Annotated in this window: 25 protein-coding genes; 14 read left to right on the top strand and 11 right to left on the bottom strand. The window is 70.2% G+C overall.

Annotation, left to right across the window (positions count from 1 at the left end; all coding sequences use genetic code 11):
- Nucleotides 1–118 precede the first annotated feature (118 nt).
- The 3 genes from AB5J53_RS12135 to AB5J53_RS12125 are packed head-to-tail and all read left to right on the top strand — an operon-like array spanning nt 119 to nt 2757.
- Complete coding sequence (locus AB5J53_RS12135) at nt 119–991, top strand: sterol desaturase family protein (protein WP_369245634.1); 873 nt, start codon at nt 119–121, stop codon at nt 989–991.
- Nucleotides 988–1674, top strand: coding sequence for a lysoplasmalogenase (locus AB5J53_RS12130; protein WP_369245633.1), 687 nt, complete (start codon nt 988–990; stop codon nt 1672–1674). Before AB5J53_RS12135 ends, AB5J53_RS12130 begins: the two co-directional genes overlap by 4 nt.
- 39 nt (nt 1675–1713) lie before the next feature.
- The gene (locus tag AB5J53_RS12125; RefSeq protein WP_369245632.1) at nt 1714–2757 is read left to right on the top strand and encodes a zinc-dependent alcohol dehydrogenase family protein; all 1044 of its coding nucleotides are present in this window, start codon (nt 1714–1716) and stop codon (nt 2755–2757) included.
- Nucleotides 2758–2760: 3 nt separating this feature from the next.
- Here AB5J53_RS12125 and AB5J53_RS12120 read toward each other — a convergent pair whose 3' ends face one another.
- The 5 genes from AB5J53_RS12120 to AB5J53_RS12100 form a co-directional block, all read right to left on the bottom strand.
- Entirely contained in the window at nt 2761–3771 is a 1011-nt protein-coding gene (locus AB5J53_RS12120; protein ID WP_369252179.1) for a CopD family protein, read from the bottom strand.
- 171 nt (nt 3772–3942) lie between these two features.
- The gene (locus AB5J53_RS12115; protein ID WP_369245631.1) at nt 3943–5367 is read right to left on the bottom strand and encodes a CoA transferase; all 1425 of its coding nucleotides are present in this window, start codon (nt 5365–5367) and stop codon (nt 3943–3945) included.
- 7 nt (nt 5368–5374) lie between these two features.
- A complete protein-coding gene (locus AB5J53_RS12110; protein WP_369245630.1) occupies nt 5375–5920 on the bottom strand; it encodes a hypothetical protein in 546 nt (181 codons plus the stop codon).
- Between the two features lie 75 nt (nt 5921–5995).
- Nucleotides 5996–7522, bottom strand: a complete 1527-nt coding sequence (locus AB5J53_RS12105) for a S8 family serine peptidase (RefSeq protein WP_369245629.1) — start codon at nt 7520–7522, stop codon at nt 5996–5998.
- A 98-nt stretch (nt 7523–7620) separates the two neighbouring features.
- On the bottom strand, nt 7621–9147 hold the full coding sequence (locus AB5J53_RS12100; RefSeq protein WP_369245628.1) for a S8 family serine peptidase: 1527 nt from the start codon (nt 9145–9147) through the stop codon (nt 7621–7623).
- A 374-nt stretch (nt 9148–9521) separates the two neighbouring features.
- Between AB5J53_RS12100 and AB5J53_RS12095 the strand changes: the two genes are divergently transcribed.
- The 3 genes from AB5J53_RS12095 (at nt 9522) to moaA (ending at nt 12654) form a co-directional block, all read left to right on the top strand.
- Nucleotides 9522–9878: a DUF485 domain-containing protein gene (locus tag AB5J53_RS12095; RefSeq protein ID WP_369245627.1), complete on the top strand. Its 357-nt coding sequence runs from the start codon at nt 9522–9524 to the stop codon at nt 9876–9878.
- Nucleotides 9875–11494: a cation acetate symporter gene (locus AB5J53_RS12090; protein ID WP_369245626.1), complete on the top strand. Its 1620-nt coding sequence runs from the start codon at nt 9875–9877 to the stop codon at nt 11492–11494. Before AB5J53_RS12095 ends, AB5J53_RS12090 begins: the two co-directional genes overlap by 4 nt.
- A 170-nt stretch (nt 11495–11664) precedes the next feature.
- Entirely contained in the window at nt 11665–12654 is a 990-nt protein-coding gene (gene moaA / locus AB5J53_RS12085) for a GTP 3',8-cyclase MoaA (RefSeq protein ID WP_369245625.1), read from the top strand.
- Nucleotides 12655–12704: 50 nt separating this feature from the next.
- Here the strand turns inward: moaA and AB5J53_RS12080 are convergent, their stop codons facing one another.
- Complete coding sequence (locus AB5J53_RS12080) at nt 12705–12953, bottom strand: hypothetical protein (RefSeq protein WP_369245624.1); 249 nt, start codon at nt 12951–12953, stop codon at nt 12705–12707.
- 211 nt (nt 12954–13164) lie between these two features.
- A complete protein-coding gene (locus AB5J53_RS12075) occupies nt 13165–13575 on the bottom strand; it encodes a DUF3099 domain-containing protein (protein WP_369245623.1) in 411 nt (136 codons plus the stop codon).
- A gap of 245 nt (nt 13576–13820) precedes the next feature.
- On the opposite strand from AB5J53_RS12075, the gene AB5J53_RS12070 reads away from it, so the two are divergent.
- Nucleotides 13821–14096, top strand: a complete 276-nt coding sequence (locus AB5J53_RS12070) for a GlsB/YeaQ/YmgE family stress response membrane protein (RefSeq protein ID WP_369245622.1) — start codon at nt 13821–13823, stop codon at nt 14094–14096.
- A gap of 141 nt (nt 14097–14237) precedes the next feature.
- Here AB5J53_RS12070 and tyrS read toward each other — a convergent pair whose 3' ends face one another.
- From tyrS to AB5J53_RS12055, 3 genes are read right to left on the bottom strand one after another with little or no spacing between them, the layout of a single operon-like run.
- Nucleotides 14238–15506 carry a tyrosine--tRNA ligase gene (gene tyrS / locus AB5J53_RS12065; protein ID WP_369245621.1) on the bottom strand — a complete coding sequence of 423 codons (1269 nt, stop codon included), beginning with the start codon at nt 15504–15506 and terminating at the stop codon, nt 14238–14240.
- 43 nt (nt 15507–15549) lie between these two features.
- Nucleotides 15550–16944, bottom strand: a complete 1395-nt coding sequence (locus tag AB5J53_RS12060; RefSeq protein WP_369245620.1) for a metallopeptidase TldD-related protein — start codon at nt 16942–16944, stop codon at nt 15550–15552.
- Complete coding sequence (locus AB5J53_RS12055) at nt 16941–18464, bottom strand: TldD/PmbA family protein (protein WP_369245619.1); 1524 nt, start codon at nt 18462–18464, stop codon at nt 16941–16943. The genes AB5J53_RS12060 and AB5J53_RS12055 overlap by 4 nt, the downstream gene beginning before the upstream one ends.
- Before the next feature lie 248 nt (nt 18465–18712).
- On the opposite strand from AB5J53_RS12055, the gene fabG reads away from it, so the two are divergent.
- The 3 genes from fabG (at nt 18713) to AB5J53_RS12040 (ending at nt 20688) form a co-directional block, all read left to right on the top strand.
- Nucleotides 18713–19417: a 3-oxoacyl-[acyl-carrier-protein] reductase gene (fabG, locus tag AB5J53_RS12050; RefSeq protein WP_189187409.1), complete on the top strand. Its 705-nt coding sequence runs from the start codon at nt 18713–18715 to the stop codon at nt 19415–19417.
- Between the two features lie 5 nt (nt 19418–19422).
- The gene (gene fabI, locus AB5J53_RS12045; RefSeq protein ID WP_369245618.1) at nt 19423–20190 is read left to right on the top strand and encodes an enoyl-ACP reductase FabI; all 768 of its coding nucleotides are present in this window, start codon (nt 19423–19425) and stop codon (nt 20188–20190) included.
- 153 nt (nt 20191–20343) lie between these two features.
- Nucleotides 20344–20688 (top strand): hypothetical protein, encoded by a 345-nt coding sequence (locus AB5J53_RS12040; protein ID WP_369245617.1) that lies wholly within the window; start codon nt 20344–20346, stop codon nt 20686–20688.
- Here AB5J53_RS12040 and AB5J53_RS12035 read toward each other — a convergent pair.
- Entirely contained in the window at nt 20672–21379 is a 708-nt protein-coding gene (locus AB5J53_RS12035; protein WP_369245616.1) for a FadR/GntR family transcriptional regulator, read from the bottom strand. The genes AB5J53_RS12040 and AB5J53_RS12035 overlap by 17 nt on opposite strands.
- A 102-nt stretch (nt 21380–21481) precedes the next feature.
- Between AB5J53_RS12035 and AB5J53_RS12030 the strand changes: the two genes are divergently transcribed.
- From AB5J53_RS12030 to AB5J53_RS12015, 4 genes are all read left to right on the top strand, one after another.
- Nucleotides 21482–22846, top strand: coding sequence for a CynX/NimT family MFS transporter (locus tag AB5J53_RS12030; protein ID WP_369245615.1), 1365 nt, complete (start codon nt 21482–21484; stop codon nt 22844–22846).
- 31 nt (nt 22847–22877) lie between these two features.
- A complete protein-coding gene (locus AB5J53_RS12025; protein ID WP_369245614.1) occupies nt 22878–22994 on the top strand; it encodes an SGM_5486 family transporter-associated protein in 117 nt (38 codons plus the stop codon).
- A 167-nt stretch (nt 22995–23161) separates the two neighbouring features.
- Nucleotides 23162–23377, top strand: coding sequence for a hypothetical protein (locus tag AB5J53_RS12020; RefSeq protein ID WP_369245613.1), 216 nt, complete (start codon nt 23162–23164; stop codon nt 23375–23377).
- 100 nt (nt 23378–23477) lie between these two features.
- The gene (locus tag AB5J53_RS12015; RefSeq protein WP_369245612.1) at nt 23478–23996 is read left to right on the top strand and encodes a histidine phosphatase family protein; all 519 of its coding nucleotides are present in this window, start codon (nt 23478–23480) and stop codon (nt 23994–23996) included.
- Nucleotides 23997–24028 lie beyond the last annotated feature (32 nt).

Raw genomic sequence — 24028 nt, 5'->3', positions numbered from 1 at the left:
GCTGTCCGGTGCCGCACGGCCATTGGCGGAGATCACCAAGAAGCAAGCGCGTACCGCCGGTAATACTTGTGGGTAACAACCTCTAGCCGCAGCCGACCAGCGGTTCTACGGTGCACCCATGCCGAACCTGCCCGATGTCGTGCTGTGGTCGATACCCGCCTTTGTGCTGCTCACCGTGATCGAGATGGTGAGCGTCCGGATCCATCCGGACGAGGACGCCGCGGGGTACGAGGCGAAGGACGCCGCGACGAGTGTCGGCATGGGGCTCGGGAGCCTCGTCTTCGACTTCCTGTGGAAGATCCCGATCGTCGCGGTCTACACGGCGATCTACGAGCTCACACCCCTCCGCGTGCCCGTCCTGTGGTGGACCGTGCCGCTGATGCTGCTCGCCCAGGACTTCTTCTACTACTGGTCCCACCGCGGGCATCACGTCATCCGCATCCTCTGGGCCTGCCATGTAGTCCACCACTCCAGCCGCAAGTTCAACCTCACCACCGCCCTGCGCCAGCCGTGGACGTCCCTCACCGTGTGGCCCTTCTACGTCCCGCTGATCGCCCTGGGCGTGCACCCGGCGGCGCTCGCGTTCTGCTCGTCGGCGAACCTCGTCTACCAGTTCTGGATCCACACCGAGCGCATCGACAAGCTGCCCCGGGCCTTCGAGTTCGTCTTCAACACCCCGTCGCACCACCGGGTGCACCACGCCTCCCAAGGCGGCTACCTGGACCGCAACTTCGGCGGGATCCTCATCGTCTGGGACCGGCTCTTCGGATCCTTCGTCGCCGAGACCGAGCGGCCCGTCTACGGGCTCACCAAGAACATCGCCACGTACAACCCCCTGCGGGTGGCCACCCATGAGTACGCCGCCATCGCCAGGGACCTGAAGGCGGCGGCGAGTTGGCGCGAGCGCGCGGGGCGGGTCTTCCGCGGGCCCGGCTGGCAGCCGGCCGGAGCGGTCACTGCGAAGAAGCCGGTCACGGAGCCCGTCGCGTGAACCCACGCCACGCGCGCGTGCTGCTCGTCGCCTTCGCTCTCGCGGTGGTCGTCGACCTCGTCTCCCTGGCCGCCGGGTACGACCTCGGGCACCGGATCGCCAAGCCGCTCCTGATGCCACTGCTCGCCGCCCACGCGGGTGTACGCGGCGGCCCGCGGCTCCTGGTCGCCGCGCTGCTCTGCGGCTGGGGCGGCGACGTCATGCTCCTGTCCGACGCCGACCCGGCCTTCCTCGTCGGGATGGCCTCTTTCGCGGCGGGGCACGTGTGCTACCTCGTGCTCTTCAAGCCTCATTTCGCAAAAGGCACTCCACGCGCGCGTGGAACCTGGCTCGCGGGGGGATACGTCATCGCCCTCGTGGCCACCGTCATCCTCCTGTGGCCCGACCTGCCCGCCGGTCTTCGTATCCCCGTCGCGGGCTACAGCCTCCTGCTGACCGCGATGGCGTACGGGGCCGGCCGGCTCGGGCTCGTCGCGGGTCTTGGGGGCGCTCTCTTCATGCTCTCGGACACGCTCATCGCCACCGGGGTCGCCGACTGGCCGCAGCTCCCGAGGCCGGACTTCTGGATCATGCTCACCTACGCCGCGGCACAGTATCTGCTGGTCCGCGGAGTGCTGGGCACCCTCGGCGCGCGCCCCGCGCCGACGGCGGCGTACGGTGAGATGCGCTCAACCACCCCCTGAGCGCATCCACCGACGCCCCGCACGAGAAGGATCCTCGCCATGCGCGCCACCACCATCCACGCCCCGTACGACATGCGCGTGGAGGACGTGCCCGAGCCCGTGGCACAGCTGCCCACCGACGCGGTCGTACGGGTGCTGCGCGCCTGCATCTGCGGCAGCGACCTGTGGGCGTACCGCGGCGAGGCGGCCCGGCAGCCGGGTCAGCGGATCGGGCACGAGTTCCTCGGCATCGTGGAGGACACCGGCTCCGAGGTGACCGGTGTCCGGCGCGGTGACCTGGTCGTCGCGCCCTTCATGTGGTCCGACGGCGTGTGCGACTACTGCCGCGAGGGGCTCACCACGTCGTGCGAGCACGGCGGCTTCTGGGGTGCCGTGGGGTACGACGGCGGGCAGGGCGAGGCCGTGCGCGTGCCGTTCGCCGACGGCACCCTCGTACAGCTGCCCAAGGACGCGGCCTCCGACGACCATCTGCTGTCGGCCCTGCTGACGCTGTCCGACGTCATGGGCACCGGCCATCACGCGGCCCTCGGCGCCGGGGCCCGGAAGGGCGCCACCGTCGCCGTCGTCGGCGACGGGGCCGTCGGACTGTGCGCCGTGCTGGCCGCCAAGCGGCTCGGGGCCGAGCGGATCATCGCGCTCGGACGCCACCAGGCGCGTACGGACATCGCGCGTCGCTTCGGCGCCACCGATGTCGTCGCCGAGCGCGGCGACGCGGCCGTCGAGGCCGTGCGAGAGCTGACGCGGGGACAGGGCGCGCACTGTGTCGTCGAGGCGGTCGGGACCGAGCAGTCCATGAAGACGGCCGTGAACATCACTCGCGACGGCGGCGCCATCGGCTTCGTCGGCGTCCCGCACGGCAGCGGTACGGGCCTGGACCTGGGCGTCATGTTCGACCGGAACATCGCCCTGCGCGGCGGTGTCGCGCCTGTGCGCGCGTACATTCCGGAGCTGCTGCCCGACGTCCTCGACGGGACCATCGATCCGTCGCCCGTCTTCGACATGACGGTCGACATGGAGGGCGTGCCCGACGGCTACAAGGCGATGGACGAGCGGACCGCCCTCAAGGTGCTTGTCACCAACTGACGGTCACCACCTGATCGGCACCGGCAGTGCCGTCAGCACACCCGAGACGGCGACGACCACGCCCAGTGCCACGACCTCCGCACGCGCGGGGGAGTAGGCACTGAGCGGGTCCGCCGCCCGGCGCAGCCGCAGTCGCGCCCACACGGCCAGGACGGCGACGGCGGCCACCACGAGCACCTTGGCGAGCAGGGTGCGGCCGTACGCCGTCGACGTCAGCTGGTCCAGGACCGTGCCGGGCGGCATGCGGCGCAGCGCGCTCCAGATGCCTGTCGCGGTGATCGCCGCGAACAGGACGGCCGCCACGCGCGCGTAGAGGCCGAGCAGCGCGGCACCCGCCTCCGAAGCCGTGACACGCCACTTCCGCAGCATCCGCAGGACGTGCAGCAGACCGCCCGCCCACAGCGCGGCGCAGGTGACATGAATGAGTGTCAGACCGGAGCCGACCAGCGTGCCGTGTTCCGTCGCGGGGTGGGCGCGCAGCGCCTCCGCGACCACCAGTGCGGCCAGTGGCCACACTTGGGCGCCCGGTCGGCGTGAGCGGGCGCACAGCCATGCCACCGCGAACGCGTTGACCTCCAGGAGCGCCAGCTTTCCGTCCCGGGTCCGGTAGAGCCCGCCGACGTCCATGTCGGAGAGGTGGTGCGGCAGCAGATTGCCGGTCGCCACGACGGAGGCGAGCCCCAACGCTGCGACGAACCCGGCGGCAGCGGTGTACGGCGCCCAGCTGCGGGGCGCGTCCTCCAGCGGCGCCCCGGGCACGCGGCGGGCCAGCCGGGCCGCGAACAGTTCGCCCGCGGGGACGCACAGCGCCGCGAACAGCACCGTACGCAGCACGGCGATGCCGCCGACGCCGGGCGCCGCGGCCTCGCCCGTACCCTGCAGCGCGGTGCGCGGGCCGAGCAGTGGTATCAAGGCCGCGACGGCCACCAGGGCGAGTACGGCGACGGCCCGGCCGGTGACACGGCCCCGCGTCGGCCCGCTCGCGTCCGCCACGTCGGCCGAGGGTCTTGTCAACGTCACCTCACGATCTTCAACATGCGTTACAGATCTGGGCAAGTGGATCGAAACAACTGATGGGACGGCATTCCGCTCATAGGTACGTTCCCGGCTGCTCCGAGACTCAGGCCGATCGAAGGCCGTGTCCGTCCGGGGCGGCCGACCGCACTCGGTCCGGTTCCGTCCGGCTCAGGCCCACCGAGCCGGGTCCGTCCCCCAAGCCCCCGGCGGTCGCGCCCAGTCGGCCGGTCCGCCCATGAAGGAGACCGGCGGCAGGGCGTACCGCAGCCGTCCGATCCCGCTGTCCCGCTCGGCGAGCCAGGCGTCCGGCCGGTCGTACGCCAGGTCCTGCCCCTCGCGCCGCTCGACGGGCCTCGCCTCACCAATCTTGGCAGGCCCCGCCTCACCCCGCTCGATCCCGTCCGTGAGCCAGGCCGCCGTCCGCGCCAGCGCCAGCCGTACGACCCGGCCGTACCCCTGCTCCGACTGCTCGGTCAGCGCGCGCAGTACGGCCGCCGCCAGCAGATAGCCCGTGCCGTGGTCGAGGGCCTGCGCGGGCAGCGCACCCGGTTGCTCGGGCGAGCCCTCGGTCGCGGCGATCCCGGTGGCCACCTGCACCAGGCTGTCGAAGCCCCGCCGCTCACCCCATGGCCCGTACGCTCCCCACGCCGACAACTGCGACACGATCAGCCCGGGTTTGCGCTCGGCCAGCGCCTCGGGGGAGAGCCCGAACCGGTCCAGCGCGCCGGGCCGGTACCCGGTGACGACGACGTCCGCCGCAGCGAGCAGCTCGTCGAAGGTGCTCCGGTCGGTCGCCAGGTCCAGCGTCGTCGACCGCTTCCCGAAGCCGGTGTCCGCGTGAGCGTCGGGGTCTTCGGGAAGCCGCGGCGCGTCCACGCGCAGCACGTCCGCGCCCAGCAGGGCGAGTGTGCGGGTGGCGACCGGGCCCGCGATGACCCGGGTCAGGTCCAGGACACGCACCCCGGTGGCGGGCAGCAGCGGATCGCCGTCGAGAGGGGGGAGCACACGCGCGCGTGCGGTGTCCACGTGGTCGTGCTCGATCAACGGCCGCCCGGCCACCGCGATCCCCTGCTCGTGCGCGGCCCACTCCTTGGCCGTGCGCAGCGCGACGGCGAGGCCCCCGGCGCCGTACACCGTCTCCTCCACCTCCGCCGCGGACCGCTCGGCGAGCAGGCCGGCGACGTCCTCCACCGTCGCGTCGTCCGCAAGCCCCAACGCGCCCAGCAGCCTTGCCCGGTGATGCGGATAGTTCGCGTGCGTCCGCACCGACCCGTCCGCCGTCCGCCAGAACCGCGACAACGGTGCGAAACTGACCGGCGCCCGCCCGTCGATCAGCAGATGCCGCTCACTGACGAACGCCGTGGCGACGGCCCCGTCGTCCACCCGCACCCGGGGCACCTCCGCGAGCCCGGCCCGCCGCGCCGCCAACTCGGCGGCCGCCAGCGCACACGCCCCCACACAGCCCCGTGCCAACTCCCGCACAGGCAGCCGGGCCTTGAGCGCGCCCTCCCGCGCAACGGTCGAAACCCGGGGGAGCAGCGCGGGATCTCCGCCCAGCTCCTCCCACACAGCAACCATCGGTGAATGCGTCATACAGGCACTATGCCGGGTGGACTCGATCAACATGAGAGGCGGCCGCCCACCACAGACGCACCTCCTTGCGTACGTCCGTCGGGCGCAGCTCCCAGCCCTGGGCGAGGGCGACCTCGGCGACGTAACTGCCGCCGACGCCCCGGTAGACGTGCAGTGGTATCGCGCACTCGACCGGCGGCTTCGCCTTCTTCGGCTTGCGCGGCGCCGAGGCCGCCGCGGTCCACCGGGCGACCGCCTTGTCGACCCGCGCCCTGTAGTACTCGGTGTCGCCCTCGTGCCGCACCTCGGGCCACCACACGCACCAGGAGGCCAGGTCACCGAGCCGGTCCAGCGTCCGTCCCATGAACTCTCCGAAGTCGTGCTCGACACGTTCACTGAACGCGGCGACCACCTCCACCAGGAGACCGATGGCGATGAAGGCGAGCGCCGTCGCCGCCCACACCACGCACAGCACCGGGACGTACACCACGGTCGCGATGAAACGGAGCACCAACTGCCACGTGGGCCGGACCGGTTCAGGAGTCCAGGTCGCGGGATCTTCGTACACATGCATGCCGGAGATCCTGCCGTACGAGACGGCCGGGCCGGGCGGATCGTCCGCCCGGCCCGGCCCATCTGCACACAAGCCCTACTTGGTCACCGCGTCCAATGCGTCCGCCGTGCCCCAGCCGTAGAAGCCGTTGTAGTTCTTCGGCCCCTCGCACACCGCGTCGACCTTGCCGTCGCTGTCGATGTCGTACGGGTCGGTGCACGGTGTGGCGTCGGCCTCGGCGTACAGCAGCGCCTTCACCAGGGCGGCGGGGGCGTGCGGATGCGTCGACTTGATGAGGGCGGCCACGCCCGCGACATGCGGGGTCGCCATCGACGTACCGGCCATGTAGCCCCACTTGCCACCCGGCAGCGGGCCCAGGATCAGACCGCTCGTGGCGGGCGGGGCCGGCGTCTGGTAGCGCGTCGAGTCGCCGCCGGGTGCGGCGATGTCGATGACGCCCAGGCCGTAGTTGGAGAAGGACGACTTGATGCCCTTCGCGCCGGTCGCCGCGACCGTGACGACGCCCGGCAACTGGGTGGGGATGTCAAAGCACTTGGACGGGTCGATCACCCGGTCCGACGGGGTCCCGTCGTTCGGGGAGACCGGGTCGGTGATCGTGTCGGCCGCCAGGTCGTAGCTCTCGTTGCCCGCCGCCGCGACGTTGACCGCGCCCTTCTTCTCCGCGTACTGCGAGGCGCGGGTGATCGCGTCGACCAGGGCCTTCTGGTCCGGGTCGTCCTTGCAGTTGAAGTACCAGGGGTCGGTGTAATAGCTGTTGTTGGTGACGTCGACACCGTGCTCGGCCGCCCACACGAAGCCGCAGACCACGGCCTCCGTGTAGAAGTAGCCGGCCGTGGTGGCCACCTTGATGCCGGCGACCTTCACGCCCGGCGCGACACCGGTGATGCCGACGCCGTTCTTGGCGCCTGCGATCTCACCCGCCACATGCGTGCCGTGCGGGCTCTCCGCGGCCGTGGGCCGCCAGGCCCCGTCGGCCGTGTCCGGCTTGCCCGACACGCAGTTGACCGACGCGTCCCGGTCGAAGTTCGGCGCGATGTCGGGGTGCGTGTCGTCGACACCGGTGTCGATCACGGCGACGGTGACCTTGCTGCTGCCGAGCGTCTTCTCGTGCGCCTTGTCCGCCTTGATGGCGGGCAGATCCCACTGCAGCGGCTCCAACGGGTCCTGTCCGTCGACGGCTTCGGCGCTCGCCACCTCCTCCTGCTGGGCGGTGAGCGCCTTCGGCGTGCCCACGTCGGTGGTCGACTGGGCGGGCAGCGGAGCGTTGCGCGTGTTCCCGGCCGATTCCACGCCGCGCACGCCACGGATCGTCTTGGCGAAGTCGGCGTTCGACGAGTGCACGACGATCACGCCGATCTGGTCGTACGACGTCACGATGGTGCCGCCCGCCTCGGCGATGGCCTTCTTCACGGAGGCGGAAGTGCCATGCCCGGGGCGGACGTTGACGACATAGCTGAGCGAGGTCGCGTCGGCGGCGGCAACCTGCTGGGGCGCCTCCGCGGCCGACGCGGTGACGTTCGGCAGGAAGGCGAGGGCCGTCGCCGTGGCCATCCCGAGCGGGATCGCTATGGCGCGACGGGAGCGCTGGTAGGGCGCTGTCATTTAGTCTCCAGTTCAATTCGCGGGACGAGCTGTACGAGCCGTGCGGAAGCTCAACCGGCGGTCAGCGGCGGTTACTTGATCCAACGATCGGCAACGGGTTACCTGACCGCTCGCAGCGCGTTCACGATCCCGGATCCGTAGAAGCCGTTCACGCGCTTGCCGCCCACGCAGGTGGCGTCCACGACACCGTCGCCGTCCCCGTCGTACGGGTCGGCCGGGCAACCCGGGTTGTCCGCCTCAGCCTTGAGCAGCGCCTGGAGCTGGGCGGGGGTGGCCCAGGGGTACTTGGACTTCAGCAGCGCCGCGACACCGGCGACGTGCGGCGTCGCCATGGAGGTGCCCTGCAGGAAGCCGTACTGGTTGTTCGGCATCGTGGAGAGGATGCGGCCGTTCATCGACGGCGTGTCCGGGATCTGGTACTTGTCGCCGCCCGGAGCCGCGACGTCGATCACGCCGTCGCCGTAGCTGGAGAAGTACGACTTGGCGCCCTTGACGCCGGTCGAGCTCACCGTGACGACGCCCGGCAGCTGGGTCGGCACGTCGAAGCACTTGTGCGGGTCGACCGTGCGGGTGACCGGGGTCGAGTCGTCGGGGCTGGAGTCGTCGACGAGCGCGTCCGAGTCGAGGTCGTCGTTGGAGTTGCCCGCCGCGGCGACGTTCAGGGTGCCCTTCTTCTGGGCGTACAGCTGGGCCCGGTTCACCGCGTCGACGATGGCCCGCTGGTCGGGGTCGTCCAGGCAGTTGTAGAGCCACGGGTCCACGTAATAGCTGTTGTTGGTGATCTCCACACCGTGATCGGCGGCGAAGACGAAGGCGCAGACGACGCTCTCCGGGAAGAAGAGCTGGGTGGAGTCCGGCTCGGCCACCGTGATGCCCGCGACCTTCACGCCGGGCGCGACGCCGGCCACGCCGATGCCATTGCGGGCCGCGGCGATCTCACCCGCGACATGGGTGCCGTGGTAGTGGTCGGCGTCCACGGGACGCCAGGCGCCGTACGTGGTGTCCGGCTTGCCGCCCACGCAGTTCGCGGACTGCGAGGCGGAGAAGTTCGGGGCGATGTCCGGGTGGGTGTCGTCGACGCCGACGTCGATCACGGCGACCGTCACGTTCTTGCTGCCCGGGTTGATCTTCGCGGCCTTGTCGGCGCCTATCGCGCGCAGGTCCCACTGGTCGGCCTCGAGGGGCTCCTCGCCCGTGGTGGCGCTCTGCGAGACCTTGGCGGCCTGCGCGGCCGACAGCACCTGCGCCGCGCCCTCCTCCGTGGTTCCCGCGGGCGTCAGCGGCGCCGTTCGCGTCGCGCCTGCCGACTGCACTCCGCGTACCGCCCGGATCTGCTTCCCGAAGTCCGGGTTGGCGGAATGGACGACGATCACACCGATCTTCTCGTACGCGATGACGACGGTGCCGTCGGCCGCCGCGATCGCCTTCTTCACCGACTCGATCGTGTGGTGGTCGGTCTTGGTGTTGACCACGTACGCCAGGTTCGGGCCGTCGGCGCTCGTCGCGGCGGGCGCCGTGAGCGGGGCGGCCGATGCGACGCCCGGCAGGAAGCCGAGCGAGGCGGTGAGCGACAGAACGACCGGAACGGCCAGGGCGAGGCGACGTCTGGATCGCAGATGAGCCATGGGATCTCCACATCATCCGGAAAACGGAGCTGCCCGAACACAGGTGGTGCTCGGGCAGGTACATGACGGAGTGGTGCAGGCCGAAGCTATCCCCGGTCCGACCTGGCCAGCAATGACTTCCGTCGATGACTTCCGAAAGAAGTCGGGGGAGTTGAACCGGTCCACGCGTGGCGCCGTGACCTTGAGCAGGGAGCCCGAGGACGATCGAGCCCCCTACTGGATTACGTACAGGAGTCGAACCGTCGCCTTTGGTTACGTGATCCGCATCACTGTGAGGTCAGAACCGCATGTCCGTACCCGAGCCGTCCCCGTCCGCGAGCTCCGACTCGCCCCCGTCCACCGTCGCAACCGCACCCGTAACGCGAGGAGACACCGTGGCCACCGACGCACCGCCACCCTCGAAAGCCGGATCCCCACTCCCCTCCACCGAGGAGTTCGTCGAGGAGCAGGAGAGCGCCGAGTTCGGTGAACTGCGCCGCTCCTACCGCTCCTTCGCCTTCCCGCTCACCGTCGCCTTCATCGCCTGGTACCTGCTGTACGTCCTGCTCTCCAACTACGCGGGCGACTTCATGGGCACCAAGCTGTTCGGCAACATCAACGTCGCCCTGGTGCTGGGCCTCGGCCAGTTCCTCACCACGTTCCTCATCGCCTGGTGGTACTCGCGGCACGCCGCCGCGAAGCTCGACCCCAAGGCCGAGGCCATCAAGTCCCGGATGGAGGGCGGCGCATGAGCCCCGCGATCACCCTGGCCGCCGGTGAGGCCAGTGAGCACCGGCCACTGATCATCACCCTGTTCGCGGTGTTCGTCGCCGCGACCCTCGTCATCACCGTCTGGGCCGGCCGCCAGACCAAGAGCGCCGCCGACTTCTACGCGGGCGGCCGCCAGTTCACCGCCTTCCAGAACGGCCTCGCCGTCTCCGGCGACTACATGTCCGCCGCGTCCTTCCTCGGCATCGCGGGCGCGATCGCCCTCTTCGGGTACGACGGCTTCCTGTACTCCATCGGCTTCCTGGTCGCCTGGCTGGTGGCCCTGCTCCTGGTCGCCGAGCCGTTGCGCAACTCCGGCCGGTACACGATGGGCGACGTCCTCGCGTACCGCATGCGCCAGCGCCCCGTCCGTACGGCCGCGGGCACGGCCACGATCGTCGTGTCGATCTTCTATCTGCTGGCCCAGATGGCGGGTGCGGGCGTCCTGGTCTCGCTGCTCCTCGGCATCACCAGCGACGGCGGCAAGATCGGCATCGTCGCCCTGGTCGGCGTTCTGATGATCGTGTACGTCACCATCGGCGGCATGAAGGGCACCACCTGGGTCCAGATGGTCAAGGCGGTGCTGCTGATCGTCGGCGCCCTGCTGCTCACCTTCCTGGTGATGTTGAAGTTCAACTTCAACATCTCCGACCTGCTCGGCAAGGCGGCCGACAACAGCGGCAAGGGCACGCCCTTCCTGGAGCCCGGCCTCAAGTACGGCGCCACGTCCACGACCAAGCTGGACTTCATCTCCCTGGGCATGGCGCTGGTCCTGGGCACCGCGGGCCTGCCGCACATCCTGATCCGCTTCTACACCGTGCCCACGGCCAAGACCGCCCGGAAGTCCGTGAACTGGGCGATCGGCCTCATCGGCGGCTTCTACCTGATGACCCTCGCGCTGGGCTTCGGCGCCGCCGCGCTGATCAAACCGGATGAGATCGTCGCCTCCAACAAGGCGGGCAATACGGCGGCACCACTCCTGGCGCTGCACCTGGGAGGCGTCGACTCCAACTGGGGCGCCATCCTGCTCGCCTCCATCTCGGCCGTCGCCTTCGCCACGATCCTCGCCGTCGTCGCGGGTCTGACACTGGCCTCGTCCTCCTCGTTCGCGCACGACATCTACGCGAACGTCATCAAGAAGGGGCAGGCCACCGAGAAACAAGAGGTCAGCGCCGCGCGCTACGCGACGATCGCCATCGGCGCCGTCTCCATCGGCCTGGGCGCCCTCGCCCGCGACCTGAACGTCGCAGGACTGGTCGCGCTCGCCTTCGCGGTCGCCGCGTCCGCCAACCTGCCGACGATCCTCTACAGCCTCTTCTGGAAGCGGTTCACCACGCAGGGCGCACTCTGGTCGATCTACGGCGGTCTGGTCACCGCGGTCGGCCTGGTGCTGTTCTCGCCGGTGGTCTCGGGCAAGCCCACGTCGATGTTCCCGGACGTCGACTTCCACTGGTTCGCGCTGGAGAACCCGGGCATCATCTCGATCCCGGTCGGCTTCCTGCTGGGCTGGCTGGGCACGATCCTGTCCAAGGAGGAGCCGGACGCCGGCAAGTACGCCGAGCTGGAGGTTCGGTCCCTCACGGGCACGGGAGCGCACTGAGTCCGCACCGCCGACGGCCCCGTCGTAGACGCTGGTAGATCACTACTAGTAGGTCCCTACGACGGGGCCGAGCGGTACCTCGTGGGATCCGGCCGCTGTCGATGTCGGTTGCGTCACGTAGGCTCGCAGGTGTCTGAAAGATGTGATCCGGATCGAGGGAGGGGGCCCACGTGCTCATCGACACCTACGGCCGAGTGGCCACCGACCTGCGCGTCTCGCTGACCGACCGCTGCAATCTGCGGTGTACGTACTGCATGCCCGAAGAAGGGCTGCAGTGGCTGGCCAAGCCCGATCTCCTCACGGACGACGAGATCGTCCGTCTCATCGACATAGCCGTCACCAGCCTCGGCATCACCGAGGTCCGCTTCACCGGCGGCGAGCCCCTGCTGCGCCCCGGCATCGTCGGCATCGTCGAGCGGGTCGCCGCCCTGGAGCCGCGCCCCCAGATGTCCCTGACGACCAACGGCATCGGCCTCAAGCGCACCGCGACCGCCCTGAAGGCGGCGGGCCTGGACCGGGTGAACGTATCGCTGGACACCCTGCGCCCCGACGTCTTCAAGACCCTCACCCGCCGTGACCGCCACAAGGACGTGATCGAGGGCCTCGAAGCCGCCCGCGACGCCGGCCTGACCCCGGTCAAGGTCAACTCGGTACTGATGCCGGGGCTGAACGAGGACGAGGCCCCGGACCTGCTCGCCTGGGCCGTGGAGCACGACTACGAGCTCCGCTTCATCGAGCAGATGCCCCTGGACGCCCAGCACGGCTGGAAGCGCGAGGGCATGGTCACCGCCGGTGACATTCTCGCCGCACTGCGCACGCGGTTCGAGCTCACCGAGGAGGGCGCCGACGAGCGCGGCTCCGCCCCCGCCGAGCGCTGGATCGTCGACGGCGGCCCGCACCGCGTCGGCGTGATCGCCTCGGTCACCCGCCCGTTCTGCTCGGCCTGCGACCGTACGCGCCTGACGGCCGACGGCCAGGTCCGCACCTGCCTGTTCGCCACCGAGGAGACCGACCTGCGGGCCGCGCTGCGCTCGGACGCCCCCGACGAGGAGATCGCCCGCATATGGCGGCTCGCGATGTGGGGCAAGAAGGCGGGCTCGGGGCTGGACGACCCCTCGTTCCTGCAGCCGGAGCGCCCGATGTCGGCGATCGGCGGCTGAGCCGGCCCTCGTGAGCCAGCCCTCGCGAGTCTCCGGCGGCTGAGCTGCCCCTAGCGGGTCTCCGGCGGCTGGGGCTCCTCCCACTCGTCGAGCTTCACGACGTCCTTCAGGAACCCGCGCACACCAAGGAACTTGGACAGATGCTCGCGGTGCTCCTCGCACGCGAGCCACGTCTTGCGACGCTCCGGCGTGTGCAGCTTCGGGTTGTTCCAGGCGAGCACCCACTCGGCATCGGCACGGCAGCCCTTGGCCGAGCACTGCGGAGTTGCGGGGGAGGTATCGGGGAGCGGGAAAGTCACGGCTCAACCCTAGACGGCTCCGAAAAGGCGACGCCGAGCAGCCACGGGGGGAGCTGCCCGGCGTCGGTCCGTCGCTCCGACGGGGGATGCGGAGCGCGTACGAAGTATGTCACGGGTAACCCGTCGCCCGGCACTGGAACAACATGATTGATCTGAGCTTTTCTTGAGCTTGGTGCGCGGCGGGATTCCGTTTTCGGAGGATCCTCCGTGGTCAGGTCGGGGTCACGTCAGGTCGTGCGCCGTGCCCCGCAGGTGTGTCCCCGGGGTCGGCCGCGACATCTTCCGGGACGTCCTCCGGGACGGATTCCGCGAAGCCGTCCTCACGCGGCGGAGCGATCATCGGACGGGTGGGGGCGGCGACGAACGTCGAGGGAAGCGACGGTGCGTTCTCCCGGCCCGCGTTGGCGATCACCACGGCGATGTAGGGGAGAAGCAGCCCGAGCACCAGCGCGACGATGGCGACATGCCGCTCGACGTTCCACAGTGTCGCGGCGAGGATCACGGAGACCGTGCGGACGGACATCGAGATGACATAGCGGCGCTGCCTGCCCCGTACGTCCTCCTCGAGCCCCTGCCTGGCCCCGGTGATCCGGAAGACCTGGACGTTGCTCTGCTTCCGCATCACGTTCCACCACCCGCCTGTATCGGACGCTCCCCGGTCCGTACCCGGTCCGAACCCGGTCAAGGAAGCAGGCCCGAACACGTTCCACGTTACGCCGCGGCTGCGTCGCCTTCGAGACCGGGTCATGTCCTGACTGGGCGGACATGATGCGTCGTACCGCGTATGGCTCTGCCCGACATGCGCCGTATGGCGGGCAGCCCGAGACTGGGCGTACTGCTCACATAGAGCCGTATGAGGAGGCAGACATGGGCTGGTTGTGGGCGATCATCGTCGGGTTCGTGCTGGGCCTGATCGCCAAGGCGATCATTCCGGGAAAGCAGCACAGCCCGCTCTGGCTGACCACCATCTTCGGCATCCTTGGAGCCATCGTCGGCAACGCGATCGCGCGCGCGGTCGGCGTGGACGCCACCCCCGGCATCGACTGGATGCGGCATCTGTTCCAGCTCGTGGCCGCGATCATCATCGTGTTCCTGGGCGACATGCTCTACATGGCGGTGCGGGGCAACAAGGTGAAGGCCTGACGGCGCTGCCGGAAGGTTCGGCGGTGCGCCGGAAGGTTCGGCGGCGTGGCCGGAAGGTTCGGGCGGTGCGAAGGGAAGGCTCGGCGGTACGACGTAGGGGGCGGCCCGTGACGGAGCCGCCCCCTACGTATGTGCTCGGGCTCAGGCGCCCGTGACCTCCACCGCGGCCAGGTTCTTCTTGCCCCGGCGCAGGACCAGCCAGCGCCCGTGCAGCAGTTCCTCCTTGGCGGGGGTCGCGTCCTCGGCGGCGACCTTCACGTTGTTCACGTACGCCCCGCCCTCCTTGACCGTGCGGCGCGCGGCCGACTTGCTCGCCACCAGGCCGACCTCCGCGAAGAGGTCCACGACGAGGCCGAGCTCGGCGACCTGGACGTGCGGCACCTCGGAGAGGGCCGCGGCCAGCGTCCTCTCGTCGAGCTCAGCCAGCTCGCCCTGGCCGAAGAGGGCCTTGGACGCGGCGATCACGGCGGCCGTCTGGTCGGCGCCGTGCACCAGCGTCGTCAGCTCCTCGGCCAGCGCGCGCTGCGCTGCGCGGGCCTGGGGGCGCTCCTCGGTCTGCTTCTCCAGCTCTTCGAGTTCCTCGCGGGACTTGAAGGACAGGATCCGCATGTACGTCGAGACGTCCCGGTCGTCCACGTTCAGCCAGAACTGGTAGAACGCGTACGGCGTCGTCATCTCGGGGTCGAGCCAGATGGCGCCGCCCTCGGTCTTGCCGAACTTGGTGCCGTCCGCCTTGGTCATCAGCGGCGTCGCCAGCGCGTGCACATTGGCGTGCGGCTCCAGGCGATGGATCAGATCGAGGCCCGCGGTGAGGTTGCCCCACTGGTCGCTGCCGCCCTGCTGCAGCGTGCAGCCGTAGCGCCGGTACAGCTCCAGGTAGTCCATGCCCTGCAGCAGCTGGTAGCTGAACTCCGTGTAGCTGATGCCTTCCTCGGACTCCAGGCGCCGGGCCACGGAGTCCTTCGTCAGCATCTTGTTGACGCGGAAGTGCTTGCCGATGTCCCGCAGGAACTCGATGGCCGACAGGCCGGCGGTCCAGTCGAGGTTGTTCACCATGACCGCGGCGTTCTCGCCCTCGAAGGACAGGAACGGCTCGATCTGTGAGCGCAGCCGGGTCACCCAGTTCGCGACCGTCTCCGGGTCGTTCAGCGTGCGCTCCGCCGTCGGGCGCGGGTCACCGATCTGGCCCGTCGCGCCGCCGACCAGGGCGAGCGGGCGCAGGCCCGCCTGCTGAAGGCGGCGCATGGTCAGGACCTGCACCAGGTGGCCGACGTGCAGGCTGGCCGCGGTCGGGTCGAAGCCGCAATAGAACGTGACGGGACCGTCCGCGAGCGCCTTGCGCAAAGCATCTTCGTCAGTGGACAGGGCGAACAGCCCCCGCCACTTCAGCTCGTCGACGATGTCCGTCACGGTTCTCGTATCTCCTTCGGTGGTCTCGTAATCAGGTACGAGGTTATACGCCCTGACTGACAGAGCTCATATTGAAGTCCGGCACCCGCAGGGCGGGCATCGCAGCCCTAGTGAACCAGTCGCTCCACTCCCGGGGCAGCGTCTTTTCCGTCCGCCCCGCCTCCGTCGCCCGCCCCAGCAGGTCCACCGGCGACTCGTTGAACCGGAAGTTGTTCACCTCGCCGACGACCTGGCCGTTCTCGACGAGGTAGACGCCGTCCCGGGTCAGCCCGGTCAGCAGCAGCGTCGCCGGGTCGACCTCGCGGATGTACCAGAGGCAGGTCAGCAGCAGACCGCGCTCGGTGGCGGCGACCATCTCCTCCAGGGAGCGGTCCTCGCCACCGTCCAGGACGAGGTTGCCGATCGACGGCGTCACCGGAAGCCCGGTCAGGCCCGCGCTGTGCCGGGTGGTCGACAGGTGCTTCAGCTCGCCCTCGCGGATCCACTCGGTGGACGTGAGAGGCAGCCCGTTGTCGAACACGGACGCGTCGTCGCCAGAGGAGTGCGCGAGGACGAACGGGGCGGTCTCCAGACCCGGCTCGTTCGGGTCGCTGCGCAGCGTCAGCGGCAGCTCGGTGAGCTTCTCGCCGACACGGGTGCCGCCACCGGGCTTGCTGAAGACCGTCCGGCCCTCGGCCGCGTCCCGGGCCGCCGCCGACCACATCTGGTAGATCAGCAGGTCCGCGACGGCGGTCGGCGGCAGCAGTGTCTCGTAGCGCCCCGCGGGCAGGTCGACGCGCCGCTCGGCCCAGCCGAGCCGTACGGCCAGCTCCGCGTCCAGCGCCGCCGGGTCGACGTCCTTGAAGTCCCGCGTCGACCGCCCCGCCCACGCCGACCGGGTACGGTCCGGCGACTTGGCGTTGAGCTCCAGCGTGCCCTTGGGCTGGTCGTGCCGCAGGCGCAGGCCCGTCGACGTGCCGAGATAGCTGGAGACGAGTTCGTGGTTGGCGAACCCGTAGAGCTCGCGGCCACCCGCACGCGCGCGTGCGAACGATTCGCCCAGCGCCGGCGCGAAGTCCGCGAACACGGCGGACGAGGTCTCGGCGGGCGCGTCCGTGAAGTCGGGGGACTCCGGCACGCCGGTGACCAGGGGCTGGGCGTCCTCGGCGGGACCGGCGCCACGCGCGGCGGCCTCGGCGGCCCGCACCAGCGGCTCCAGCTCGTCGGCGGTCACCGCCGAGCGCGAGACGACCCCGGACGCCGTGCCCTCGCGGCCGTCGACGGTGGCGATCACGGTCAGCGTGCGTCCGCGCGTGACCCCGTTCGTGGTCAGCGCGTTGCCGGCCCAGCGCAGGTTGGCGGTCGACTCCTCGTCGGCGATCACCACACAGCCGTCGGCGCGGGAGAGTTCGAGGGCGCGCTCGACGACCTCGTGCGGCTTGTTCGTACGGGCGCTCATCGACCGGCCTCCTGCGTGGTGTTGAGGATGTTGACACCCTTGAAGAGGGCGGACGGGCAGCCGTGCGAGACCGCCGCGACCTGGCCCGGCTGGGCCTTGCCGCAGTTGAAGGCACCGCCCAGGACATACGTCTGCGGGCCGCCCACCGCGGCCATCGAACCCCAGAAGTCGGTGGTCGTCGCCTGGTACGCGACATCGCGCAGCTGGCCCGTGATCCGGCCGTTCTCGATCCGGAAGAAGCGCTGCCCGGTGAACTGGAAGTTGTAGCGCTGCATGTCGATGGACCAGGACCGGTCGCCGACGACATAGATGCCGCGCTCCACGCCCCCGATCAGATCCTCCGTCGACATCCCGGCGGGATCCGGCTGGAGTGACACGTTGGCCATGCGCTGCACGGGCACATGCCCGGGGGAGTCGGCGTACGCGCAGCCGTTGGACCGCTCGAAGCCGGTGAGCTTCGCGATGCGCCGGTCCAGCTGGTACCCGACGAGCGTCCCGTCCTTGACGAGGTCCCAGGACTGCCCCGCCACCCCCTCGTCGTCGTACCCGATGGTCGCGAGGCCGTATTCGGCGGTCCGGTCACCGGTGACATTCATCAGCTCGGAGCCGTACCTCAGCTTGCCCAGCTGGTCGAAGGTGGCGAAGGAGGTCCCGGCGTACGCGGCCTCGTAGCCGAGCGCCCGGTCCAGCTCGGTGGCGTGGCCGATGGACTCGTGGATGGTCAGCCACAGGTTGGAGGGGTCGACGACGAGGTCGTACACGCCCGCCTCGACGCTCGGCGCCCGCATCTTCTCGGCCAGCAGCTCCGGGATCTGCCCGAGTTCGGACTCCCAGTCCCAGCCGGTGCCCGTCAGGTACTCCCAGCCGCGCCCGACCGGCGGCGCGAGGGTCCGCATCGAGTCGAACTCGCCGCTGGACTCGTCGACGGAGACGGCGGTGAGCTGCGGGTGCAGCCGCACACGCTGCTGTGTGGTCACGGTTCCGGCGGTGTCGGCGTAGAACTTGTTCTCGTGCACGGTCAGCAGCGAGGCGTCGACGTGATTGACGCCGTCGGCCGCCAGCAGCCGCGCGCTCCAGTCCGAGAGCAGCCCCGCCTTCTCCTCGTCGGGTACGGAGAACGGGTCGATGTCGTACGAGGAGATCCACGTCTTCTCGGAGTGCACCGGCTCGCCCGCCAGCTCCACGCGCTCGTCGGACCCGGCCGCCTTGATCACCTGGGCGGACAGCTTCGCCATCGCCACGGCCTGCGACGCCACCTTCGCCGCGGCGTCCATCGTCAGATCCACGCCCGAGGCGAACCCCCAGGTCCCGCCGTGCACCACCCGGACCGCGTACCCCAGATCCGTGGTGTCCGACGACCCGGCGGGTTTGGCGTCCCGCAGCCGCCAGGCCGCGCTGCGCACCCGCTCGAACCGGAAGTCCGCGTGGTCGGCGCCGAGCGCCCGCGCCCGCGCGAGCGCGGCGTCGGCCAGGGCGCGCAGCGGTAGCGCCGTGAAGGCTTCGTCGATGGAATGAGGCACCGAGGTCTCCCTGCTGTCGTGGCCTGTCGGGTCCGATCATGTCGCGCGGGCGGGCCCGGCGGCCACGTCTTTCCCGGGCAGGCCGCAACTTTCGGTCGGCCGACCACTGCTTTCTGTAGGGATCCGACAGCGAGGCCCCGATCCCACTGTCGGTGCCCGATTCTCCGCACGGCGGACGAGACCGATAGGTTTTCGATGAAGGCGCCTGTCCTGCAGGGGTTCCATTCCGCTAACGAAAGGGTGATCCGTTGAGCCGCTCGGTTCTCGTCACCGGAGGCAACCGGGGCATCGGCCTCGCCATCGCCCGCGCGTTCGCCGATGCCGGCGACAAGGTCGCGATCACATACCGCTCCGGTGAGCCGCCCGCCGGCTTCCTCGCCGTCAAGTGCGACATCACCGACACCGAGCAGGTGGAGCAGGCCTACAAGGAGATCGAGGCCGAGCACGGCCCGGTCGAGGTCCTCGTCGCCAACGCCGGCGTCACCAAGGACCAGCTGCTGATGCGCATGTCCGAGGAGGACTTCACCTCGGTCATCGACACCAACCTCACCGGCGCCTTCCGCGTCGTCAAGCGCGCCAACCGCGGCATGCTGCGCGCCAAGAAGGGCCGCGTCGTCCTCATCTCGTCGGTCGTCGGGCTGCTCGGCTCGGCGGGGCAGGCGAACTACGCCGCCTCCAAGGCGGCTTTGGTCGGTTTCGCGCGCTCGCTCGCCCGAGAGCTCGGCTCGCGCAACATCACCTTCAACGTCGTCGCGCCCGGTTTCGTCGACACGGACATGACCCAGGCGCTCACCGACGACCAGCGTGCGAACATCGTGTCGCAGGTGCCGCTGGGCCGGTACGCGCAGCCCGAGGAGATCGCCGCGACGGTGCGGTTCCTCGCCTCGGACGACGCCTCGTACATCACTGGAGCCGTCATCCCCGTTGACGGCGGACTGGGAATGGGTCACTGAACACCATGAGCGGAATTCTCGAGGGCAAGCGCGTCCTGATCACCGGTGTGCTGATGGAGTCCTCCATCGCCTTCCACACCGCCAAGCTGGCCCAGGAGCAGGGCGCCGAGATCATCCTGACCGCGTTCCCGCGGCCCACGCTGACCGAGCGCATCGCCAAGAAGCTCCCGAAGCCCACCAAGGTCATCGAGCTCGACGTCACCAACGACGAGCACCTCGCCCGTCTGGCCGACCTCGTCGGCGAGGAGCTGGGCGGCCTCGACGGCGTCGTCCACTCCATCGGCTTCGCGCCGCAGGACGCCCTCGGCGGCAACTTCCTGAACACGCCCTTCGAGTCGGTCGCCACGGCCATGCACGTCTCGGCGTTCTCCCTGAAGTCGCTGACCATGGCCTGCCTGCCGCTGATGCAGAACGGCGGCTCGGTCGTCGGCCTCACCTTCGACGCGCAGTACGCCTGGCCGCAGTACGACTGGATGGGCCCGGCCAAGGCCGCCCTGGAGGCCACCAACCGCTACCTCGCCCGCGACCTGGGCAAGCAGAACGTGCGCTCTAACCTCATCTCGGCGGGCCCGATCGGCTCGATGGCCGCGAAGTCGATTCCGGGCTTCAGCGAGCTCGCCGCCGTGTGGGACTCCCGCGCGCCCCTGGAGTGGGACCTCAAGGACCCGGAGCCGGCCGGGCGCGGTGTCGTCGCACTGCTGAGCGACTGGTTCCCGAAGACCACGGGCGAGATCATCCACGTGGACGGCGGTCTGCACGCCATCGGCGCCTGATTTCCTCTGCCAGGCCGACGCCCCGTTTCCCGCAGTGCACGGGGACCGGGGCGTCGCCCATTCGGCCCATCCGGTCGGGCGGCGCGGGCGCCATACCGCGCACGCTGGGAGTACGCACCGCCCCGCAGCCGTACGGCCGAGGAGGTCCCCCTTGTGCGCCTGTCCCGCCGCTTCGCCCCGGTGTTCGCCGCTCTCGCTCTGGTGATGGCTCTGCCGTACGACGCCACGCCCCACGCGCGCGTGGGGGCCGGAAAACCCGTTGGCCCGCAGCTCTTCGGTGCCGATTGCCGCACCAGCGTCACCGGCTCCCACGTGGTCGCCTACTGCCACAACCCGTACCCGGAGACCGACCGGGTCAGCCTGCACATCGAGTGCGCCCGCTGGTGGGACCTCGACACCGACAGCGCCCTCGTCGACACCGCGCCCGCCGCCACGGTGCGGCTCACCGGCCGGTGCTGGGAGGAGGTCCGCTCGGTCTGGATCAGCCACCAGAGGTGAGGTCAGGACCCTGCCCGCCGAGCCGTCCCGGACGGCACAGGAACGGATAGCCCGCGGCCTCCGTAGCCGCCACCTGCGCGTCGCCCGCGCGGATCGCGTCGACGAGCCGGGTGTGATCCATGTACGTCTCGGGCGTCAGCTCCTTGCCGACGTCCTCGCGCAGCCAGTCGCGCAGCACCTCGCCCAGGTCCGCGTACATCGCCGTCATGACGTCGTTGTGGGACGCGGCCACCACCGCCAGGTGGAAGGTCGCGTCGGCGGTCACGAAGGCCTCCGCGTCGCCCGACTCCCACGCTTCCTCCCGGCGTACGAGGAGCGCGTCCAGCTGCTTCAGATCGCGCTCGGTGCGCCGCTCCGCGGCCAGCTTCGCGGCACTCGACTCCAAGGTGGAGCGCAGCTCGGCGATGTGCCGCGGATCGGCGTCCGCGAAGCGGCGGTGCATCACGCCCGCCAGCTCGCTGGTCGCCACGACGTAAGTACCGGACCCCTGGCGGATGTCGAGCAGGCCGTTGTGGGCGAGGGCGCGGACGGCCTCGCGGACCGTGTTGCGCGCGACGCCGAGTTGCTCGACCAGCTCCGGCTCGGTGGGGATGCGGGAGCCCACCGGCCACTCGCTCGAGGTGATCTGGTTCCGCAGCTCGGCGATGACCTGCTCGGACAGCGCCGAACGGCGGGGGTGGCTCAGCGGCATGGCGGTCCTTCGTACGGGCGGCCCGGGGTGGTCGGTCGCGCGGGGCCGGAGGCTCCGGAGATTAACGCAAGGGGATTGGACAGCCAATCATCCCATGATTCTATGATGGGCGACATGACTGGCGAGGAGACCCGGACGATGACGTCCACACCGATACGCAGCTCCGCCGAGAGCGTGGAGTCCCCGTCGTCGTCCACGCGCGCGTGGACGACGCGGCTCGTGGTCGTCGGCATCGTCCTCACCGCACTCAATCTGCGCCCGGCCATCACCAGCCTCGGCGCCCTCCTCGAAGAGGTGCGCGACGGGCTCGGCATGAGCGGCAGCGTCGCCGGACTGCTCACCTCCGTACCGCCGCTCTGCTTCGCCGTCTTCGGCGTCATGGCGCCGCGGCTCGCCCGTCGCTTCGGCCCCGGCGTGGTCGTCTGCGCGGGCATGGTCGCCATCACGGCGGGCCTGGCCATCCGGCCGTATGCCGGGAACACGGCCGGCTTCCTGGCCGCCAGCGCCCTCGCCCTCATGGGCATCGCCGTCAGCAACGTCCTGATGCCGGTGATCGTCAAGCGCTGGTTCCCGGACCGGGTCGGCTCCATGACCGGCCTGTACTCGATGGCCCTCGCACTCGGCACCTCGGCCGCCGCCGCGGTGACCGTGCCCATGACCGACGCCTTGGGCGGCAGTTGGAAGTCCGGGCTCGCGGTGTGGGCGGGGCTCGCGGCGGCGGCCGTCGTGCCGTGGATTCTGCTCGTACGCGCGCGGGGTGCCGAATCGGCGCGGGGTACCGCCGATCGGCGTACCGATGGCGAGACCGGTGTCGCCGATCGGCGCGCCGAGACCGGCACCGGTACGCCCGCTCGACAGGAGCCCGACGGGCTGCGCATCACCCGCAGTCGTACCGCCTGGGCGCTCGCCGTCTTCTTCGGGCTCCAGGCCACCGCCGCGTACATCACGATGGGCTGGATGGCGCAGATCTTCCGCGACGCGGGCGTCGCAGCAGGCACCGCGGGACTGCTTCTCGCGGTCACGATGGTGATGGGCGTGCCGCTGGCCTTCGTCATCCCGCGCCTCGCCACGCGGCTGCCCCACCAGGGGCCGATCGTGGTCGCGCTCGGCGCCTGCGGACTCGCCGGATACGCGGGCCTCTACTTCGCCCCGGCGGGCGGCGCCTGGGCCTGGGCCCTGCTGCTCGGCGTCTCCAATTGCGCCTTCCCGCTGGCCCTCACCATGGTCGGCATGCGGGCCAGGACCGGCGCGGGCGTCGCCAAGCTCTCGGCGTTCGCCCAGAGCACCGGCTATCTGCTCTCGATCCCGGGCCCCCTGCTGGTGGGCGTGCTCTACCAGCACAGCGGCGGCTGGGGCCTGCCGCTCGCGCTCATGGCCGGGCTCATGGTCCCGCAGATCGGGGTGGGCATCCTGGCGGGCCGCAACCGCACGGTGGAGGACGAGGCCGCACGCCGACCCCACCCCTGAGGGGGCGGACGAAGGGTGCGAGACTGGCTGTATGCCCGTGCTCGAACCGAACCCCCAGAACGGCCAGAAGAAGATGCTGCTCGTCTTCGGCACGTTCCTCGCCATCACCGTGATCATCGGCATCATCGCGACGATCGCCTCGCCCTGAGGTGCCCGCCCGCCACCGATGGTGGGGCTAACCCCCCATCCCCTAGGGGGTGAGTGTCAGGGTCAAGTGGGTGGATCACCGGATGGGTTGAGGGCTGCGGATTCCGTAGTTTCGAGATGTGGCCGCGAGGACGCGGACCACGGAGCACTCGAAGCCACGGAGGCGTCATGTCGGCCCGTACGTACACCCGGCCATACCCGGCGACGTCGGGCCGCGTCGACATCCGGCTGCCCTGGTGGGCCCTCGCGCTGCCGACGCTGGCCTTCGTCACCCTTCTGCTCCTGATACTCAACCCGGTGGACGCGCACGCGGCGGGCGGCGACGCGGCGATCACCCAGGTCTTCGAGCACGTCCAGCACACGGTGCTGCACCAGGGGCCCTGACCAGCCTCGTCCGGCCGTGCCGGACCGCCTCGTCACCCCTGCCGGGGGAGCGCGTCAACTCCCTGCGCCACATGGCCTGTTTCATGCGAAGCTGGGACGCATGAGCGTCGCAGAACCCCGCAGGATTGTTCTCTTCCGGCATGCGAAAGCCGACTGGCCACAGATGTCCGACCACGAGCGGCCGCTCGCCGACCGGGGCCGCACGGACGCCGCCGTCGCCGGACGCAAGCTGGCCGACACCGGCATCCCCGTCGATCTGGCCCTCTGCTCCACCGCGACCCGGACCCGCGAGACCTGGAAGCTCGCCGTCCATGAGCTCCCGCACCGGCCGAAAACGGTCTATGAGGAGCGGCTCTACGAAGCCTCCCCCGGCGAGCTGATCACCGTGCTCAACGAAACCCCCGACGACGCGCAGAACGTGGTCCTGATCGGCCACAACCCGGGCGTGCACGGCCTCGCCGAGATCCTGGCCGGCCAGGCCGAGGGCGACACCCGCACCCGGATGAACAGCCGAGGATTCCCCACCGCCGCCTTCGCGGTGCTCTCCTTCGACGGCTCCTGGAAGTCCCTGGAGCCCGGAGTGGCCACGATGATCGACTACTGGGCGCCGACCGAGTAACCCACGTCTACGCATTGGGGCCCGGCACCGAG

It is taken from the genome of Streptomyces sp. R41, assembly GCF_041053055.1.
Lineage (GTDB): Bacteria > Actinomycetota > Actinomycetes > Streptomycetales > Streptomycetaceae > Streptomyces.
This window is presented reverse-complemented; position numbering and strand designations above follow the sequence as displayed.

Excerpts from the sequence above, each read along its gene's own strand:
- AB5J53_RS12060 (WP_369245620.1), bottom strand. The coding sequence starts at position 16,944 with ATGAGCGCCCGTACGAACAAGCCGCACGAGGTCGTCGAGCGCGCCCTC.
- AB5J53_RS12035 (WP_369245616.1), bottom strand. The coding sequence starts at position 21,379 with ATGCCGCTGAGCCACCCCCGCCGTTCGGCGCTGTCCGAGCAGGTCATC.
- AB5J53_RS12100 (WP_369245628.1), bottom strand. The coding sequence starts at position 9,147 with ATGGCTCATCTGCGATCCAGACGTCGCCTCGCCCTGGCCGTTCCGGTC.
- AB5J53_RS12030 (WP_369245615.1), top strand. The coding sequence starts at position 21,482 with ATGATGGGCGACATGACTGGCGAGGAGACCCGGACGATGACGTCCACA.
- AB5J53_RS12020 (WP_369245613.1), top strand. The coding sequence starts at position 23,162 with ATGTCGGCCCGTACGTACACCCGGCCATACCCGGCGACGTCGGGCCGC.
- AB5J53_RS12015 (WP_369245612.1), top strand. The coding sequence starts at position 23,478 with ATGAGCGTCGCAGAACCCCGCAGGATTGTTCTCTTCCGGCATGCGAAA.
- AB5J53_RS12110 (WP_369245630.1), bottom strand. The coding sequence starts at position 5,920 with ATGCATGTGTACGAAGATCCCGCGACCTGGACTCCTGAACCGGTCCGG.
- AB5J53_RS12135 (WP_369245634.1), top strand. The coding sequence starts at position 119 with ATGCCGAACCTGCCCGATGTCGTGCTGTGGTCGATACCCGCCTTTGTG.
- AB5J53_RS12125 (WP_369245632.1), top strand. The coding sequence starts at position 1,714 with ATGCGCGCCACCACCATCCACGCCCCGTACGACATGCGCGTGGAGGAC.
- AB5J53_RS12090 (WP_369245626.1), top strand. The coding sequence starts at position 9,875 with ATGAGCCCCGCGATCACCCTGGCCGCCGGTGAGGCCAGTGAGCACCGG.
- AB5J53_RS12025 (WP_369245614.1), top strand. The coding sequence starts at position 22,878 with ATGCCCGTGCTCGAACCGAACCCCCAGAACGGCCAGAAGAAGATGCTG.
- AB5J53_RS12105 (WP_369245629.1), bottom strand. The coding sequence starts at position 7,522 with ATGACAGCGCCCTACCAGCGCTCCCGTCGCGCCATAGCGATCCCGCTC.
- AB5J53_RS12075 (WP_369245623.1), bottom strand. The coding sequence starts at position 13,575 with ATGCGGAAGCAGAGCAACGTCCAGGTCTTCCGGATCACCGGGGCCAGG.
- AB5J53_RS12115 (WP_369245631.1), bottom strand. The coding sequence starts at position 5,367 with ATGACGCATTCACCGATGGTTGCTGTGTGGGAGGAGCTGGGCGGAGAT.
- fabI (WP_369245618.1), top strand. The coding sequence starts at position 19,423 with ATGAGCGGAATTCTCGAGGGCAAGCGCGTCCTGATCACCGGTGTGCTG.
- AB5J53_RS12070 (WP_369245622.1), top strand. The coding sequence starts at position 13,821 with ATGGGCTGGTTGTGGGCGATCATCGTCGGGTTCGTGCTGGGCCTGATC.